12 protein-coding genes are annotated in these 14,718 nt (G+C 44.4%); 6 read left to right on the forward strand and 6 right to left on the reverse strand.

The genetic code is table 11. The features are described from left to right. Positions 1-14: 14 nt before the first annotated feature. From L3V37_RS15775 to L3V37_RS15790, 4 genes are all read right to left on the reverse strand, one after another. Positions 15-1,670 (reverse strand): hypothetical protein, encoded by a 1,656-nt coding sequence (locus L3V37_RS15775; protein WP_130546141.1) that lies wholly within the window; start codon positions 1,668-1,670, stop codon positions 15-17. Between the two features lie 301 nt (positions 1,671-1,971). Beyond that, positions 1,972-3,327 carry an FUSC family protein gene (locus tag L3V37_RS15780; RefSeq protein WP_237306581.1) on the reverse strand — a complete coding sequence of 452 codons (1,356 nt, stop codon included), beginning with the start codon at positions 3,325-3,327 and terminating at the stop codon, positions 1,972-1,974. A gap of 13 nt (positions 3,328-3,340) precedes the next feature. After that, positions 3,341-4,201 (reverse strand): HlyD family secretion protein, encoded by an 861-nt coding sequence (locus tag L3V37_RS15785; protein WP_005435679.1) that lies wholly within the window; start codon positions 4,199-4,201, stop codon positions 3,341-3,343. Positions 4,202-4,211: 10 nt separating this feature from the next. Further along, positions 4,212-4,424, reverse strand: a complete 213-nt coding sequence (locus tag L3V37_RS15790) for a DUF1656 domain-containing protein (protein ID WP_031781105.1) — start codon at positions 4,422-4,424, stop codon at positions 4,212-4,214. A gap of 426 nt (positions 4,425-4,850) precedes the next feature. Between L3V37_RS15790 and aspT the strand changes: the two genes are divergently transcribed. From aspT to L3V37_RS15820, 6 genes are all read left to right on the forward strand, one after another. Next, on the forward strand, positions 4,851-6,566 hold the full coding sequence (gene aspT, locus L3V37_RS15795; RefSeq protein WP_237306582.1) for an aspartate-alanine antiporter: 1,716 nt from the start codon (positions 4,851-4,853) through the stop codon (positions 6,564-6,566). 95 nt (positions 6,567-6,661) lie between these two features. Continuing rightward, entirely contained in the window at positions 6,662-8,257 is a 1,596-nt protein-coding gene (locus L3V37_RS15800) for a bifunctional aspartate transaminase/aspartate 4-decarboxylase (RefSeq protein ID WP_237306583.1), read from the forward strand. A gap of 125 nt (positions 8,258-8,382) precedes the next feature. Further along, a complete protein-coding gene (gene pdxY / locus L3V37_RS15805) occupies positions 8,383-9,240 on the forward strand; it encodes a pyridoxal kinase PdxY (RefSeq protein ID WP_005377109.1) in 858 nt (285 codons plus the stop codon). A gap of 210 nt (positions 9,241-9,450) precedes the next feature. Next, positions 9,451-10,620, forward strand: coding sequence for a patatin-like phospholipase family protein (locus L3V37_RS15810; protein ID WP_158156557.1), 1,170 nt, complete (start codon positions 9,451-9,453; stop codon positions 10,618-10,620). A gap of 17 nt (positions 10,621-10,637) precedes the next feature. Continuing rightward, positions 10,638-11,066: a hypothetical protein gene (locus tag L3V37_RS15815; protein ID WP_237306584.1), complete on the forward strand. Its 429-nt coding sequence runs from the start codon at positions 10,638-10,640 to the stop codon at positions 11,064-11,066. A 142-nt stretch (positions 11,067-11,208) separates the two neighbouring features. After that, positions 11,209-12,117 (forward strand): LysR family transcriptional regulator, encoded by a 909-nt coding sequence (locus L3V37_RS15820; protein ID WP_130546136.1) that lies wholly within the window; start codon positions 11,209-11,211, stop codon positions 12,115-12,117. A gap of 286 nt (positions 12,118-12,403) precedes the next feature. On the opposite strand, the gene L3V37_RS15825 is transcribed toward L3V37_RS15820, so the two are convergent. Together L3V37_RS15825 and L3V37_RS15830 are read right to left on the reverse strand one after the other, a co-directional pair. Then, the gene (locus L3V37_RS15825) at positions 12,404-13,555 is read right to left on the reverse strand and encodes an ABC transporter permease (protein ID WP_237306585.1); all 1,152 of its coding nucleotides are present in this window, start codon (positions 13,553-13,555) and stop codon (positions 12,404-12,406) included. After that, positions 13,552-14,718, reverse strand: coding sequence for an ABC transporter permease (locus L3V37_RS15830; RefSeq protein WP_104975369.1), 1,167 nt, complete (start codon positions 14,716-14,718; stop codon positions 13,552-13,554). The genes L3V37_RS15825 and L3V37_RS15830 overlap by 4 nt, the downstream gene beginning before the upstream one ends.

The following is a 14,718-nucleotide window of genomic DNA, read 5'->3' on the forward strand; positions in this document are numbered from 1 at the left end:
GCTCTTTATGAGAGCTAGAAACGGTAACCAAGATTTAAGGTTACTGACTCTCGAGTTTCCCCTTTGTTATAGAGAAAGGTCAGGTTGTAGTTTTTGCCGATTTGCTTATTGAAACCAGTCAAAAACGCCCATTGATTAAGATCTACACCAATGTCGTAATCGAATTCGATATCACCGCTTTTTACATGCCCGTCCATTCGAGCGTCCAGTCCTTGATATTCTGCTCCGACAAAGAACTGCGTGCGATAATCGACAAGTTGATAACCCAACATCGGCTGTACAGTAACAATACCATCGCCCCAATCATCTAAGCCCTTTAAGCGAGTTTGCGAATAGGTACCAGTGACAGAAGCAAAGAACTCTTTATAGCCAACCGAAAGGGTTGTACCTATACCACGAAGGTCATATTCCAAATGCAGCGGCACGTCTAAGCGTCCGCGACTACAAAGTGCAGATAAACCATCGCAAAACTTATCACCTAATCCTGGCAGTTTATCGTTCAGCTTATCTTTTATGTACTGGCCACCTTCACCCGTGTAGGCGGCTTCAACATTGGCATCGACATTAACTTTTCCGATGTAACCAAATACATTCCAAAATGGCAGGATGTTTACATCGCCACGAAGCGTCATGCTCTCAGCACTCACGATGCCGACACTGTCTTCTGGATCAAACAGTTCATTAAGGCCGATGCCTTCAATCGTGAAATCATTAAATGGAATATTCATATCTTGATTTCGATACGCTAGCGATACACCAAACGGCAGAGGCAAATCGATACCTTGACGACGAACCATATCACCCATTAAAGGAAAAACGCGGTCTAGCTTAACACTGGCTTCTTGCATGCGTGGATCAGAGACCTCATTCAAGCGTTTTTCGTCTAGTACTTGCACGCCAAGCTTATCTTCATAAATCGCTACCGGTTTTACGCTGCTCATCATTTCGAGGGGTTTATTTTTCTTTGAACCAACTATCTTGGTGTTTTTACTGGCAATCGCAATTTTGCCTGATGTTAACTTCTGGAAGAGGATCTCTTGATCGTAAGAATCCACTTGGTAGTTGTGATGTGTGAACGGTTTATCGTTGGTAATGACCATACGTTTCGGTTCACCATTAACCAACTCAATATCAACGCTTAAAAAGCGAAAGTAGGCGATATCTTGAGGAAGACCGTATTTTGAGTAATTAAAACTGATGATCACATTACCATTCTGATCCTCTTTGGCTCTTACTGATGACGGATCAAAACTCTCCGCGTAGTTTCGAAGGCGGTATTCTGTTCGTGTGAAAGCTTCGATCTCATCAAGTACTTTTTCATTTTCATCGAGTTGTTCAGGGTTGTACTTGATACGCAGATCAATGTTGCCTTTGTTATCGGTGTTCTTAACCAAGTAGACGGACGAATCGCGAACGCTATCACCGATTTTAACACTTCGGTGGGCATGCTCGACCAAATGCTCGCCTTGAACTAGAGAGCTGATGGCCAGTTTTGGTAAATCATGACTGATACCATATTTGTCGAACAGTGCTCGGCCTTGCTCGATTACTTCGTTGTAGGTCGTCGTCTCTTCAGCGGCGAAGCCAAAAGTGGGGGTAGTAAGCATTAGTGCGCTCGCGAGCACAGTAAGAGAAGACGTCTTGCCGGCGCGTAATTCAAAAAAACTCATGACAGTTTCCACTCTGAATAGTCTCAAACCTTCGAGACTCAGACAGTTAATGTGTCACTGAACTTCTTGTTCAGTTAGATAGATATGTTTGCTGTGATTTATGTTGTGAATGCGGTGTTTTAAATTGCATTTCGTAAATCAATGAGAGGATTTTATGGGGGCTAGAGAAATCCCGTTAATCGCTTTTGATGGATACTATCCTCGCTTTATGGGTGAGGTAGGAATAGGGCAGCGAACAAAGCAAAAAGCCCCGCAGAGCAAAAGCAATGCGGGGCTTTAGTTTCAAGAACGGAGGTGACGCTTAGGCCGTGACGCGAACACGGAACAGATCGGTAAACAACTTGGCAATCATCAAAATGATCATAATGTTTACCAGCATCAGCAAGGGCGTTTCAATTCGATACGCTGGGGTTAAATTGAGCGCTCCTGATGTCAAGACAACCAATAAGTTAATACCTAGAATTCTGTGTACCATCAGTTTTGGTGTGGAAAAGACTTTCCAAATTACGATGATGTTGATGAAGTAGAATAGCCCAAGCTGCCAAAGCTCGGTCATCATTGGCATTAGGAAAATGTATTGCAATAGAATCACCGTGCCAGTGCCTATCACACCAAAAAATGCATCTTTAATAATGCTTGGTGGCATAGTAGGAACGATTGAAGAGAACACGCCTGCTAGCATCGGAAAAATGAAACCTCCGGGTACGGGCAGATAAATCCAGATCAACAAAGAAGTGACGAACATGGATACACCTTGCAATACCTTTCTGCCGTCTTCATTCAAATGCTGGATAAACGTTCGATGCTCGTGATGCCAAACCGTGTTTTTCTCTCTTTGCATGACATAAGCAACGTGACCAATGAGCGACGTACTTGGATTTTTAATATCAAAGCTTTGCAGTTGCTGCGTTAGTGTTGGCCAATCGATCTCACGACTTTGCGATTTATCTGCTTGTTCTAGCAATCGGTCTTGGATTTGTGCCATCTCATTTAAACGCGCACGCCATAGCTGACGATGTTCTTTCAAGTGGTAGCTGCCAGTAAGTGGTAAGCCGACCAGTTGGAATAACTTTTCTATGTTGGCGGTGTTGGTCTCAAGAGCTTCAGTATCTATATCATTGGGCGATTTCATAGCGTTAAGCATCGCCTCTCTGCTGGCCTCAAAACGTTGAATGAAGTTTTGTTCTGTACTGACTGGCCAAACTAATCGGTACACAACAGAAAACGTGATCACACCAAGAATCGTCTCTTGCATGCGAAGAACAGCGAAGTGGAACGTTGCTTGACTATCAAATCCTCCCATACATGCGATGATGGAGCACACAGCAAAACCGATAGAGAACACATAACCATACTTCTCGTCGCTCGACATAAATATGCACACACCCAAAAACAAGGTGAAGAAGGTGAGGAACAAAAAGCGGTCTTGAGAGAACGTCGCGATAAGAAAGAAGGCATAACCGATGCCCAATAAGGTTCCCAGCAATCGGTTATTACCTTTGTTTATCGAGTGTGCGAAGCTTTCGTTCAATGCCATCACCGCGACCGCAATCGCCGCCCAGTAAGGTTTCTCCCATTGAAACCATAAGGCAAGGCAGATCGCGATAACGATAGAGAGCGCAGCTTTGAACGCTTCTTTGGTAGAGGCGCTGAACATAACAATCACCGAATTATTTAATGATTTTGATAGAAGCCGTCATACCCACGCGAAGTTGCAGATCGTCTGGCAGTTCATCCAGTTTTACTTTGATGGGAATACGTTGAGCCAAACGAATCCACTGGAAGTTCGGATTGACGTTTGGCAGGAGATCGTTGCCTGTGCTGCCATCTTGCTTTGCAATACCGTAGCCGATGCTTTTGATTTCACCTTTTAGTTGCACATCGTTGTGCATCATCAAGGTTACGTAAGCGGTGTCTTCAGGATTGACGCCTACCAGATCTGTTTCTTTGAAGTAACCTTCTATCCAGAAGCTGTCTTCATCAATTAAGGCTACGACCGGAGAGTTGGCGACCACTTGAGAACCGACGCGTAAGTTCAAATTAGTGATGTAACCATTCGTTGGTGCATAAACTTTGGTGTAATCAAGGTTCAGCTTGGCTTCCTCTACATTGGCTTTTGCGAGTTCTACGTTGGCAACCGCTGTTTCTACCGCATTGTTTAGGTTGTTCAATGTCAGTACCGGTACGGCTCCAGGTGTGCGCTTTTCTAACTTAAGTGCGCGCTGCTCTTCGTTTTTTGCTTTTGCTAGCAGAGCAACCGCTTGCTTTTGAGTCGCCAACGCTTTGTGGTATGCCGCTTTATAGATGCTAGGATCGATCTCAAACAGTAAATCGCCTTGTTTTACTTGAGAGTTGTCTTCGACATACACGTTAATGACTTGTCCTGTCACACGCGGCGTGATTGAGACAATGTATGCACTGACTTGACCGTCTCGTGTCCAAGGGCTGCTTGAGTACGACTGGTAATAGCTGAAAATCACACTGCCAGCGGCACAAAGCAGTAGCAATGTGATGAGATAACGTTTAATCACGGGGTTTGCCTCAAAAGATGGTAATGAATCGACCAATAACGCCAGTAAAAATCACAATTAGGCTCAGCTCTGCGAGTGCAGGAAATGCAACGTATTTGTGGATACCCAATTTTGTAGCAACGGTTCCGACCAAAATGGTGAGCATGTAAGCCAATGCAATAACCAGCAACAAGGGTGGGAAGTAAACTTCGCCCCACACAAGTTCATGTGGCATTGAGTTCATGGTGTTTTTCTCTATTAACTTGATGAATGGAAAGATAAGGCAAATGGTGGCATCCGTGATAATCGCTTTTGGAGGATCTAATCCATCAAACGAAAGATGTTATGCGCTATATAGAGGGAATGATGCAACCAAACAGTTTTTTGAAGCGCGGAAACAAAAATAAAATTATTTTGCGATTTATTTGATGTTCATTGCAGAACGCTAAGTTATTAAATTTTCGACAATTATTGTTCAATGTTTGCTTTTGAATATGCGAAGTGATGGTTTCATCCTTCAAATGGGATTACGAGTTGTGAGTTTTTGTTCCTAATATTCGCTTCGAAGCAAACGAGATGCTTTTTAAATTAAATAATCCAACAAATATGAGTGACAGATTATTCGTTAGATTATTTGAGTTTTATATTTATTAGTAAGAGTAAAATTGTCATGGAAATTATTTCTAACCTTTTTGACATGGCACCATTTGTTGCTCTCTTTATTACGCTCTCTCTCGGTTATATGGTTGGTAAAATCACCATTGGTCGATTTGTTCTTGGCGGTGTTGCCGGAACATTATTAATGGGTGTAATTATTGGGCAATTTGGTGTTCATATTGATCCCGGCGTAAAAAGCATTTTCTTTGCGCTCTTTATTTACGCAGTAGGGTATCAAGGTGGTGCGCAGTTCTTCAAAGCATTGAACTTTAGAACCATCAACATTCTACTTTCTGCCGTGGTTATGACGGTTTCAGGTCTGCTTTGTGTGTTAGCGGCAGCTTGGATGTTTGATCTAGACAGAGGTACGGCAGCTGGTCTTGCAGCTGGTGGTTTGACTCAATCGGCAATCATCGGTACAGCGGGTGATGCGATCGCACGTCTTGGTGGTGTGACAGAAGAAGCGAAACACCTAATGCAGACCAACGTCGCAGTCGGCTATGCAGTTACGTACATCTTTGGTTCGCTTGGTCCAATTCTTATGGTGACATGGGTATTCCCAACACTGATGAAGTGGGATATCCGAGCAGAAGCGATTGCTCTAGAAGAGAAAAACTCAAATGGTAAGCGCGATCTTGCGCCGGGTGAATTCAACGCAGTAACCGCGCTGGTTACACGAGCATTTAAAGTGAGCAAAGATGGCGGGCTAGCAGGCAAAACCCTAGCTCAGTTAAACCAACACGCTCTAGCTGCTTGTATTGAATTGATTCAACGTGATGGCAAAGTGCTAGAAGTGGACAAATTCACAGCACTGAAAGAAGGGGATGTCATTGTTGTAACAGGTCGCCGTAATGCGGTACATCAGCTGCAAGATGGTTTGGCTGACAATGAGATTGCACTTCCTGAAGGCTATGAAGTTATTGAAGAAAACCGTCAACTGATCGCAGACAACCGCAAGCTGATCGGTAAGTCGCTGCAAGAGATCAAAGAGGCTTCGAACCAAGGTTCAATGCGCGGCATTTATGTGACGGATTACATTCGTGAAGGCAGCTCTATCGAAATGACGCCGGATCTTGTGGTGAAGAAAAACGACGTCATCCAGCTTACAGGTACAGCAAAAGACATTAATCGCGTTGAGAAAAACATCGGTCAACGCATGGGCTCTGCAACCATGACGGACTTTATTGTGCTTGGTATGGGTATGGTGCTTGGTCTATTGATTGGTCTCATCAGCTTTAAGATTGCAGGTATTCCCGTCACTATCGGTTCTGGTGCAGGTTGTTTGATCTCAGGTTTGATTGTGGGTTGGTTGCGTAGCCGCAATCCGCATGTTGCTCAGTTTCCTGTGGGGGCCGCGAACTTTATTCGAGATTTCGGTTTGGCAGCATTTGTGGGCATTGTTGGCCTTGAGGCTGGGCCTCAAGCGGTCGACACCATCAAAGAACACGGTATGTCTCTGTTGTTCCTTGGCATGGGTGTAACGATTATCCCTCAGATTATTTCGTTCTTCTTCTCATATTTTGTATTGAAGATTAAGAATCCAGTTGAAGCACTTGGCTGTGTGACAGGTGGACGAAGTGCGAACCCAGCATTTGCGGCTTTAATGGAAAAAACAGGTAATGCAACACCAGTATTCTCATTCACCGTGACTTATGCAGTCGCCAATGTACTGCTTACCCTATGGGGTCCAATTATTGTCGGCATTATTACTTTAAACGCAGGCATGTAATTTAAATAAATTCGAACAATCTTATCGCCTAATTAAATAGGCGGTAGGGGAAGTATTATCCAAATTTTACTAAATAATAGATTCAGGTAAATATTATGACTACGCAAAATACAACAATTGATTTTTCAAAATTTGCAGATTTAAGCCCATTTGAATTAAAAGATAAACTTATTGAAGTGGCACAAACTGTTCCTGACCGCGCTTTATTAGATGCAGGTCGTGGTAATCCTAATTTTCTTGCGACACTACCGCGTAAAGCGTTCATTCGTTTGGGTGAGTTCGCAATATTGGAAGCCGAGCGCACTTATTCATACCTAGATGGTGGTTTCGGTGGCATTCCAGATGGTGTGGGCATTGTTGAACGCTTTGACACGTTTGCAAGCGACAATAAGAAAGACCAAGGTGTGCAGTTCTTAGAAAAGTCGCTGAGCTACGCAAAAGACCGTTTGGGTCTAGAGAAGCAAGCTTTCTTGAATGAACTGGTTAATGCATACCTTGCATGTAACTACCCAGTGCCACCACGTATGTTGACGAACATCGAAACCGTTGTGAAGCAGTACATCGCAGAAGAGATGTACGGCCCAATGCCAATGACAACAGACTTCGATCTGTTTGCAACGGAAGGCGGCACAGCGTCTATGACGTACACGTTCCAAACTATGTTCAACAACGGTCTGTTGAAGAAAGGTGACAAGGTCGCGCTAATCACTCCAATCTTTACGCCGTACCTAGAGATTCCAGAACTGAGTGAATACGAACTGGAAATCGTTGAGCTACGTCTGGATGAGACAACATGGCAACTGCCGATGTCTGAAATCGAAAAGCTTGCAGATACAGACATTAAACTGCTTTGTGTCGTGAACCCAGCAAACCCAGCGTCTGTGAAGTTCTCGGATGAGACTCTGGATAACCTATCAAATTTTGTGAACAACGAACGTAGCGACCTGTTCATTGTGACTGACGATGTATACGGCACATTTGCGGACGACTTTGTCTCACTGTTCGCGAAACTGCCATACAACACGCTTTGTGTGTACTCGTTCTCTAAGTACTTCGGTGCAACAGGCTGGCGTTTAGGCTCGATTGCAATTCAACACAACAACGTGTTTGACGATGCAATGCGCAGCCTTCCTGAAGCGCGTCAACTTGAGTTGGACGATCGTTACAAAACGCTGACTCCGGAACCTCGTGAGATCAAGTTTATTGACCGTATCGTTGCCGACAGCCGCAGCGTAGCACTTAACCACACAGCAGGTTTGTCTCTTCCTCAACAAGTTCAAATGGCGCTGTTCTCATTGAACTGCTTGATGGACTCAGAGAAAAACTACAAAGAAGCATGTAAACGCATCATTCGCGATCGTTACAAAACTCTGTACAAAAACATGGGTGTAGAAATTGAAGAAAACAAAGATCGTGTGGACTACTACACACTACTTGAGCTCGACACTTTGGGCGGCAAATTGTACGGACCAACCTTCGTTGAATGGTTCAAAGCGAGCGAGAAGGGCAAAGACTTCCTGTTCCGCCTTGCACATGAAACCGGCGTTATCCTACTTCCAGGCCAAGGCTTCGATGTAGTGCATGCATCAGTTCGAGTTTCACTAGCAAACCTTACTCACCACGAATACGAGCTTATCGGTCGTGCAACACGCAAAGTGTTGGATGAGTACTTTGCTGAATTCCAAGGCTAATGAATCCAACCTGATTAAGAATAAGCCTCGGCGTTGTCGAGGCTATTCCGACCAAATAAGCACAGTGCGCGATATTGTGTTTATTTAGTCGCCAAGCTAACAAACTTCTCAATTAAGAGTGACTTATGAAAAGTATTATTTCTATTCAATCTCATGTGGTTTATGGCCACGCCGGAAACAGTTCTGCCGTCTTTCCGATGCAGAGAATGGGCCTCGAAGTCTGGCCAATTCACACGGTTCAGTTTTCAAATCACACTCAGTACCAGCAAGGTTGGACTGGACAGAAGTTTGGGGCAGATGAAATTCATTCTCTAATGAGAGGCTTAGATAACATTGAGAAGTTAGGCGAATGTGGCGCGATACTGTCCGGTTATCAAGGCAGCGCAGAGCAATGTCGAGCGGTGGCCGAAGCGGTAAGTTTAGTCAAATCGCGCAACCACAGCGCGCTTTATGTGTGTGACCCAGTTATGGGTGATCCAGACAAAGGTTGCATTGTGGCAGACGGTGTCAAAGAAGCGATAAGCCATAGCTTGTTGCCCATCGCTGATGTGATTGTTCCTAACCAGTTTGAACTGAGCGAGTTAACAGGTGTGAAAATTGACTCTCTTTATGATGCGGTCACTGCATGTAAAAAAGCCCTAGAGCTGGGACCGAAAATGGTATTGGTGAAACATCTGCATGCACTAACAGATGACGCCTTCAGTATGATTTTAGCCACGCCGAAAGCAAGCTATTTGGCCCAACGCCCTAGTGTTGAATTTGCTATGCAGCCAGTAGGTGTCGGTGATTTGATTTCTGCGATTTTTACTTCTTGTTTGGTGAAGAAGATGTCTCCTGTCGCAGCCTTTCGTCATACACATAACGCCGTTTACGGTGTATTGGAGATCACCAAAGGCTATGGCACATGGGAGCTACAGACGATCAATGCCCAATACGAATTTGTCGAACCGACGCATGAGTTCAACGTCGTGAAAATTGCTTAGCGCAGTACCTAATTAACGGAGAAGCGTAAAGTTAGCATATAGAAACTTGGCATAATTGCTTTGATGGATAGCATCCTACAATCGCGATTATGGGGTTTAGCCGTGCCTAGCTATAGTAACTCCACACAACGAAACGGACTTCATTTTGACCCAATTAACTTCAAACTGAGTCTCTGGTCATACGCCAGAGAACATTAAATGAGACTGATTATGAATCGTTTAATTTCCTCTGGTGTGACGGTTGTACTTTCGCTGCTGATAGTAGCTTGTAGTTCACCCCATACGCTGGATGTTCGTGTTTCTCAAAGCAACTATAAAGATGTCGAGATCGCGAGTTCGACACCAAATGAGCCACTTCGAATGTGGGCCAATGAAGCTCCGGATTTTCTCTACTCGTCGCACAATCAAACCACACCAATCAAAGTAGAGGGTGAACAGCTCAATATTTTGGCCTTATCGGGTGGTGGCGTAAACGGCGCATACGGTGCCGGCGTTTTGATGGGGCTGCAGGAAAAGGGGGAGCTAAAAGATTATGCCATCATTACTGGAGTCAGTGCGGGTGCCCTAATCGCTCCTTTTGTTTTCATTGGCGGTGATGCGATGCCAAAGATGAAAGAAGTCATGCTCAACATCAATGATAAGAATATTTTGGGTAAGAAGAACTTCTTAAATACCCTGTTTAAGGACGCGTTTACCGATGGTGAGAATCTCTATGATTTCATCGCAGACGCTTACCCTGAGCCCATGATCGAGGCGATGGCGCAGCAACACCGCAATGGTAAACGCCTCTTTATTGGCAGTACCCATTTTGATTCAGGCGAACTGGTGATTTGGAATATTGGTGCGATTGCGAACAGTGATTTAGCGGACAAATCTGAACTGATTTACAAGGTGCTTGCTGCGAGCGCATCGATCCCTGGTGTTTTCCCTCCACAATTTATCGATGTTGAACATGATGGAGAAACTCTTGAGGAGTTACACGTAGATGGTGGTCTCGCAGCGCAGGTGTTCTTTAATCCGTCTAACTTCAACTATCAACAAATCTCAGATGCTTTGGGGTTAGAAAAAGCGCCTCAGTTGGATGTGATTCGCAATGGTGCGTTAAAAGCGCCGTATCGTCCACTAAAAGACAAAGGTTTGGACTTGGTATCGAAAAGTGTCTCAAGCCTTACGCTAGCGCAAACTCGTGGTGATCTCTATCGAATGAAATACATCAGTGAAATCAACGATATCGAGATGCAGTTTACCTACATTGATCAAGATTTCAGGTACGCCAAAGTAACGAAAGATATGTTCGATCACCGCTACTTGCTGACGATTTACGAATATGGATTCAAAAAAGCCACCCAAGGGCAACTTTGGGTAACTGAACTCCCTTAATACAGGAAAACGATACAATGAAAAAAGCCGTTCTTACACTCATGATGCTTACCGCTTCCGCGACTGCATTCGCCCAAAGTGGAGCCCATCTTGACCAGCAAAAAGTGGATAGTGATATGCAGCAACTGTCTGCAATCAAAGAAGAAGGTGCAGCCTTTATCATGATTGACGAGAACTCGAGTTACGTGGCGGTCGAGTTCGTGGGAAAGTGGGAAGAGATCAACAACTATGTGTCACACAAAGAAGCGAAACAACGTAAATTGGAACAAGTGAACAAGCAGTTCGTGTACTCTCAGGTCGGTGAAACGTTGGAGTCACTTGAGCAAAAAGTCGTTGACCACATTTACGCTGATCAACCTAAATATTTCAGTGTCGATGTCTACCGCGATTACCATGGTGACTCAGGAGAATTCAACTATTTAGCTCGTGTCGTTGAGTACAACTAAGTTAGAGAAAACCTACTGACGCTAGTAGGTTTTTTTGTGTCGTCGAGAAGGAATTCAAACGCAGATTGTTACCGTTACCAAGTAGCAATTCTACGATCTTGTGGTAATTTAATTAGATAACTCTAAAAAGTAAGCACAACCTATGAATTTTAGTTTTGAACAACTTCTCGCGTTCGTAACCGTTTATGAACAGCTTTCGTTTAGTAAGGCGGCGGTCAAACTCAATAAGCACCGAACCACAATAGGGCAGGTGATTACCAATCTTGAAGATCAACTGGCGGTCAACCTGTTTGAGCGAGTGGGGCGCTCGGTAGAACCGACAGAAGATGGTCATCTTCTTTACCACTATGCTAAGCAAACCATCGAACAAGCACGTACTTTCGATAAAGTCGCATTAAGTCTAGCTTACGGTGGGTTAGAGAATGTTAGTATCGCCTATTCAAGCGCTATACCACACCGTTTTCTTGTATTGCTTCGTATTCAATTAGCAGCAGATTTTCCGATGATGCGAGTTAACTTTCTTGTTCGTAATCGCAACGAAATTAAAGAGGGTTTACAGAATGGTGAGTATCAATTCGGTATTGTCAATGTGCATGATAGTCGAGCTATACATAGTCTGGATGCGACGTTTTTAGGTCATTTTGAATTTGTTCCTTTCGTCCAGAAAGGTGGTGAACTCGCTTCTATGGCACCAGATCGAGTATTGACAGCCTTGAGGAATAGCAAACAATTTGTACTGCGTTCTCTTATTGAAGAGGGAATGGGCGAAAAAGTCATCGTAAGTTCGAACCATGAAGAGGTCGACCAATTGGCCCTAGTAGTGAAAATGGTTGAAGCAGGTTTAGGATGGGCGATTCTCCCCAGAACGTTTGCCCATTCGGAGTTTTCTAATAATCATATAGAGCCAGTGGAAGTTTCTGAATTATTGGAAGGTTTTAAGTTTGGTTTTGGCCTATGGTGCCAACCCTCTAAGCAAGTCGGTGATGTAAAAAATTCAATCATGAAGGTCGTTACAGAATACCGAGAGAAAATAATCCGTGATATGACTTAGCGGCGACATGTATCCTGCTCATCCCTATCAACAACAAGACTCAATGTGAGTCTTGTTTTTTTGTGTCTGAAAAACGTTATCTTTCTAGCGAAGACTAATGTCTATTGGAAGGATATGACCCTCTATATGAGAGTATGGAATCCATACTTTTTGGCTTAATCTAATCTCGCTCAATGGGTAAGCCCAGAGCAAAAAGTGTTTTTACCATATGTCCGCTGCAAGGACGCAGATTTTCAGCCGGGTTTAGTTACCCGGCTTTTTTTATAGTAATAAAAAATGTCAGCTGTCACCCCAAGCTCTCTGTTACAACTGGCTTGTTACTTCGCTTAGCAATCCAGTACGCAACGCTACCCCAAAGCACAGTGAGTGCCCAAAGTGCTGTCCAATGTGGAGCGACTTGTTGCCAGGTTGCCCCCATTTGGTTTAGCGCTAAGAAAGCTTTGATCGCCCAAGTGCTTGGGCTTAAATCAGCAATCCATAGTAAGGGAGTAGGTATGGATTCAATCGGCCAAATAAAACCAGCCAAGAAAATGAGCGGCATAGAGCTCACTAGGACGACTAAGGTGACAAGTTCACGCCGAGGTAATAAGTAACCTAGCCAGAAGCCTAGTCCGCAACAACCTAAAAAGAACGGGAACAACATAGCCAGCAATTCGCCCGCATTGGCGATATGGTTTACGTTTAAACGTTCGAAGCTAAAACCAAAATAATAGGCGCCGAGTAAATAATAAATTGCCACAAATACTAACGTTCTCACAAGCAGCAGCGATCCCGTTGATACTTGTGACCAATAGCCACGACCATGACGCTGTGTTCCCGTTTGTAATCCAACCGCCATGATCAACGTTTGTTGTAAAATCAGAACAAATACTGCCGGCACTACGTATTCGATGTAACCCATGGTTGGGTTGAACGTTGGTTTCATATTAAGCTTAATAGCAGAGTAATTATGGCTAGCCATACTCATGGGCACACCATCTATCACCATTTTACTGACTTTCACTTGGGCCCCTAATGTGCCTCCAGCTTGGGCCAGTCCTTCTACCACGGTTCCGTACACGAGAAAATACGAGGCGTCCGCAGCGTAGGCCAGAGTCGGGCTTTTACCTAGCATTAGGTCTTTGTAAAAGTGTTCTGGTATGACTAAAAAACCGGTGATCTCTCGTTGTAAAAATGCTTGCTTTGCATCGGCAATCGTATGAAGTCGAGTGACTACGTTGACTTGCGGAGTGGCATCAACCATACGTTCCAGCTTTAAACTCGTCTGACTACCATCCAGATTAACAATCGCGATTGGTTGTTCACGAGGCGTTTGTTGTGCATAAGGCAAAGGGTATAAAAACGAGTAAAATACGACACCACCAAACACGGTCAACGTAACGACTGGATTGGTTAGAACGGCCTTAAGTTCCGCTTTAATCAGTTGCCACAATGTCATACCGCCTCCTTCGCTTGGCGTGTTGATGAAGCTGTTCGATGTTTACCCATCAAGGCTGCGGTAATGAGCAGGGGCACAACGTAACCAATCATAGGCCATAGCGAGCTTAAAGATTGCGCGGCCGATGCTCCATAGCTTGCTTGACTCACTTGTACTTCAATGTAATGGGTAATCGGCAATAATGAACGCCATGCATAAGCGAGCGTGTTCATGTCAGAAACTGGGAATGTAATTCCCATGAACGCGAAGCTTGGAGCCGTAAATGCGCCAGCAAAACTCATCGCACGTGCAGGATCCATCGACAAGAAGAAGAACAACGCTCCCATAATGATACAGGCGATAACCGTCGCCAATTGTGCTAGTAGCATAACCACAAAACTGCCTTCCATTGGCCAATCAAGCACGGAATAAAACCAGTACAAGAACAACGCACCTTGCGCCATAAAGACCGGAATGTACTGACTTAATAGGGTAGTGAGCCTGGCGTATGGCTTTTCGCCCAAAAATGCAAATCCATTCTTTCCACCATAAATGCGAAAGTGCGCGGCAAGAATCAAAATAGTGCTTACTACAATACATATTTGCCAAATGGCTGGCACGATAGCCGTTACCAAAAATTGTGCGTAGTTATTGTTACGGTTAAATAATGCGGTTATTTGTGTCGACACGGGTACAGCCTGTCCTGCCGCTGCTAACGTTGTGGTGTTACCCTTAGCCAAGTTGCCCATTACTTCAACCTGAGCGTCGAAATAGCCTTGTGCTTGCGCAACGGCAGAGTTGATCAATTTCGCTACCAAAATGTACTGACTGTTGTAAAAGACAGAAAGTTGAGGTTGGCGGTGCTGGAGAATATCTTGGTCGAACTTAGATGGGATGACCGCGTAAGCGTAGATATCGCCTTCAATCATCGCATTTTTTGCTTCGCTTGCACTGGTGTAGTGATAGTTAACAGCCAGACTCGACGACGCATCCAAAGATTGAATGAGCTTTCGAGAAAGTTGGGAATGTTGTAGATCAACCACACCGATTGGCAGATCCCGGGCAATGCCCGCAGAGAACACTCCCCAAATCATCATCGCGAGCAAAATCGGTATCCAAGTAAGGCACGAAAGCAACCACTTGTCTCGTCGTAAGATATGCCGCTGTGAAATCTTAATCGTCAT

It is taken from the genome of Vibrio sp. D54 (genome assembly GCF_021728075.1).
GTDB classification, from domain to species: Bacteria; Pseudomonadota; Gammaproteobacteria; order Enterobacterales; family Vibrionaceae; genus Vibrio; species Vibrio alginolyticus.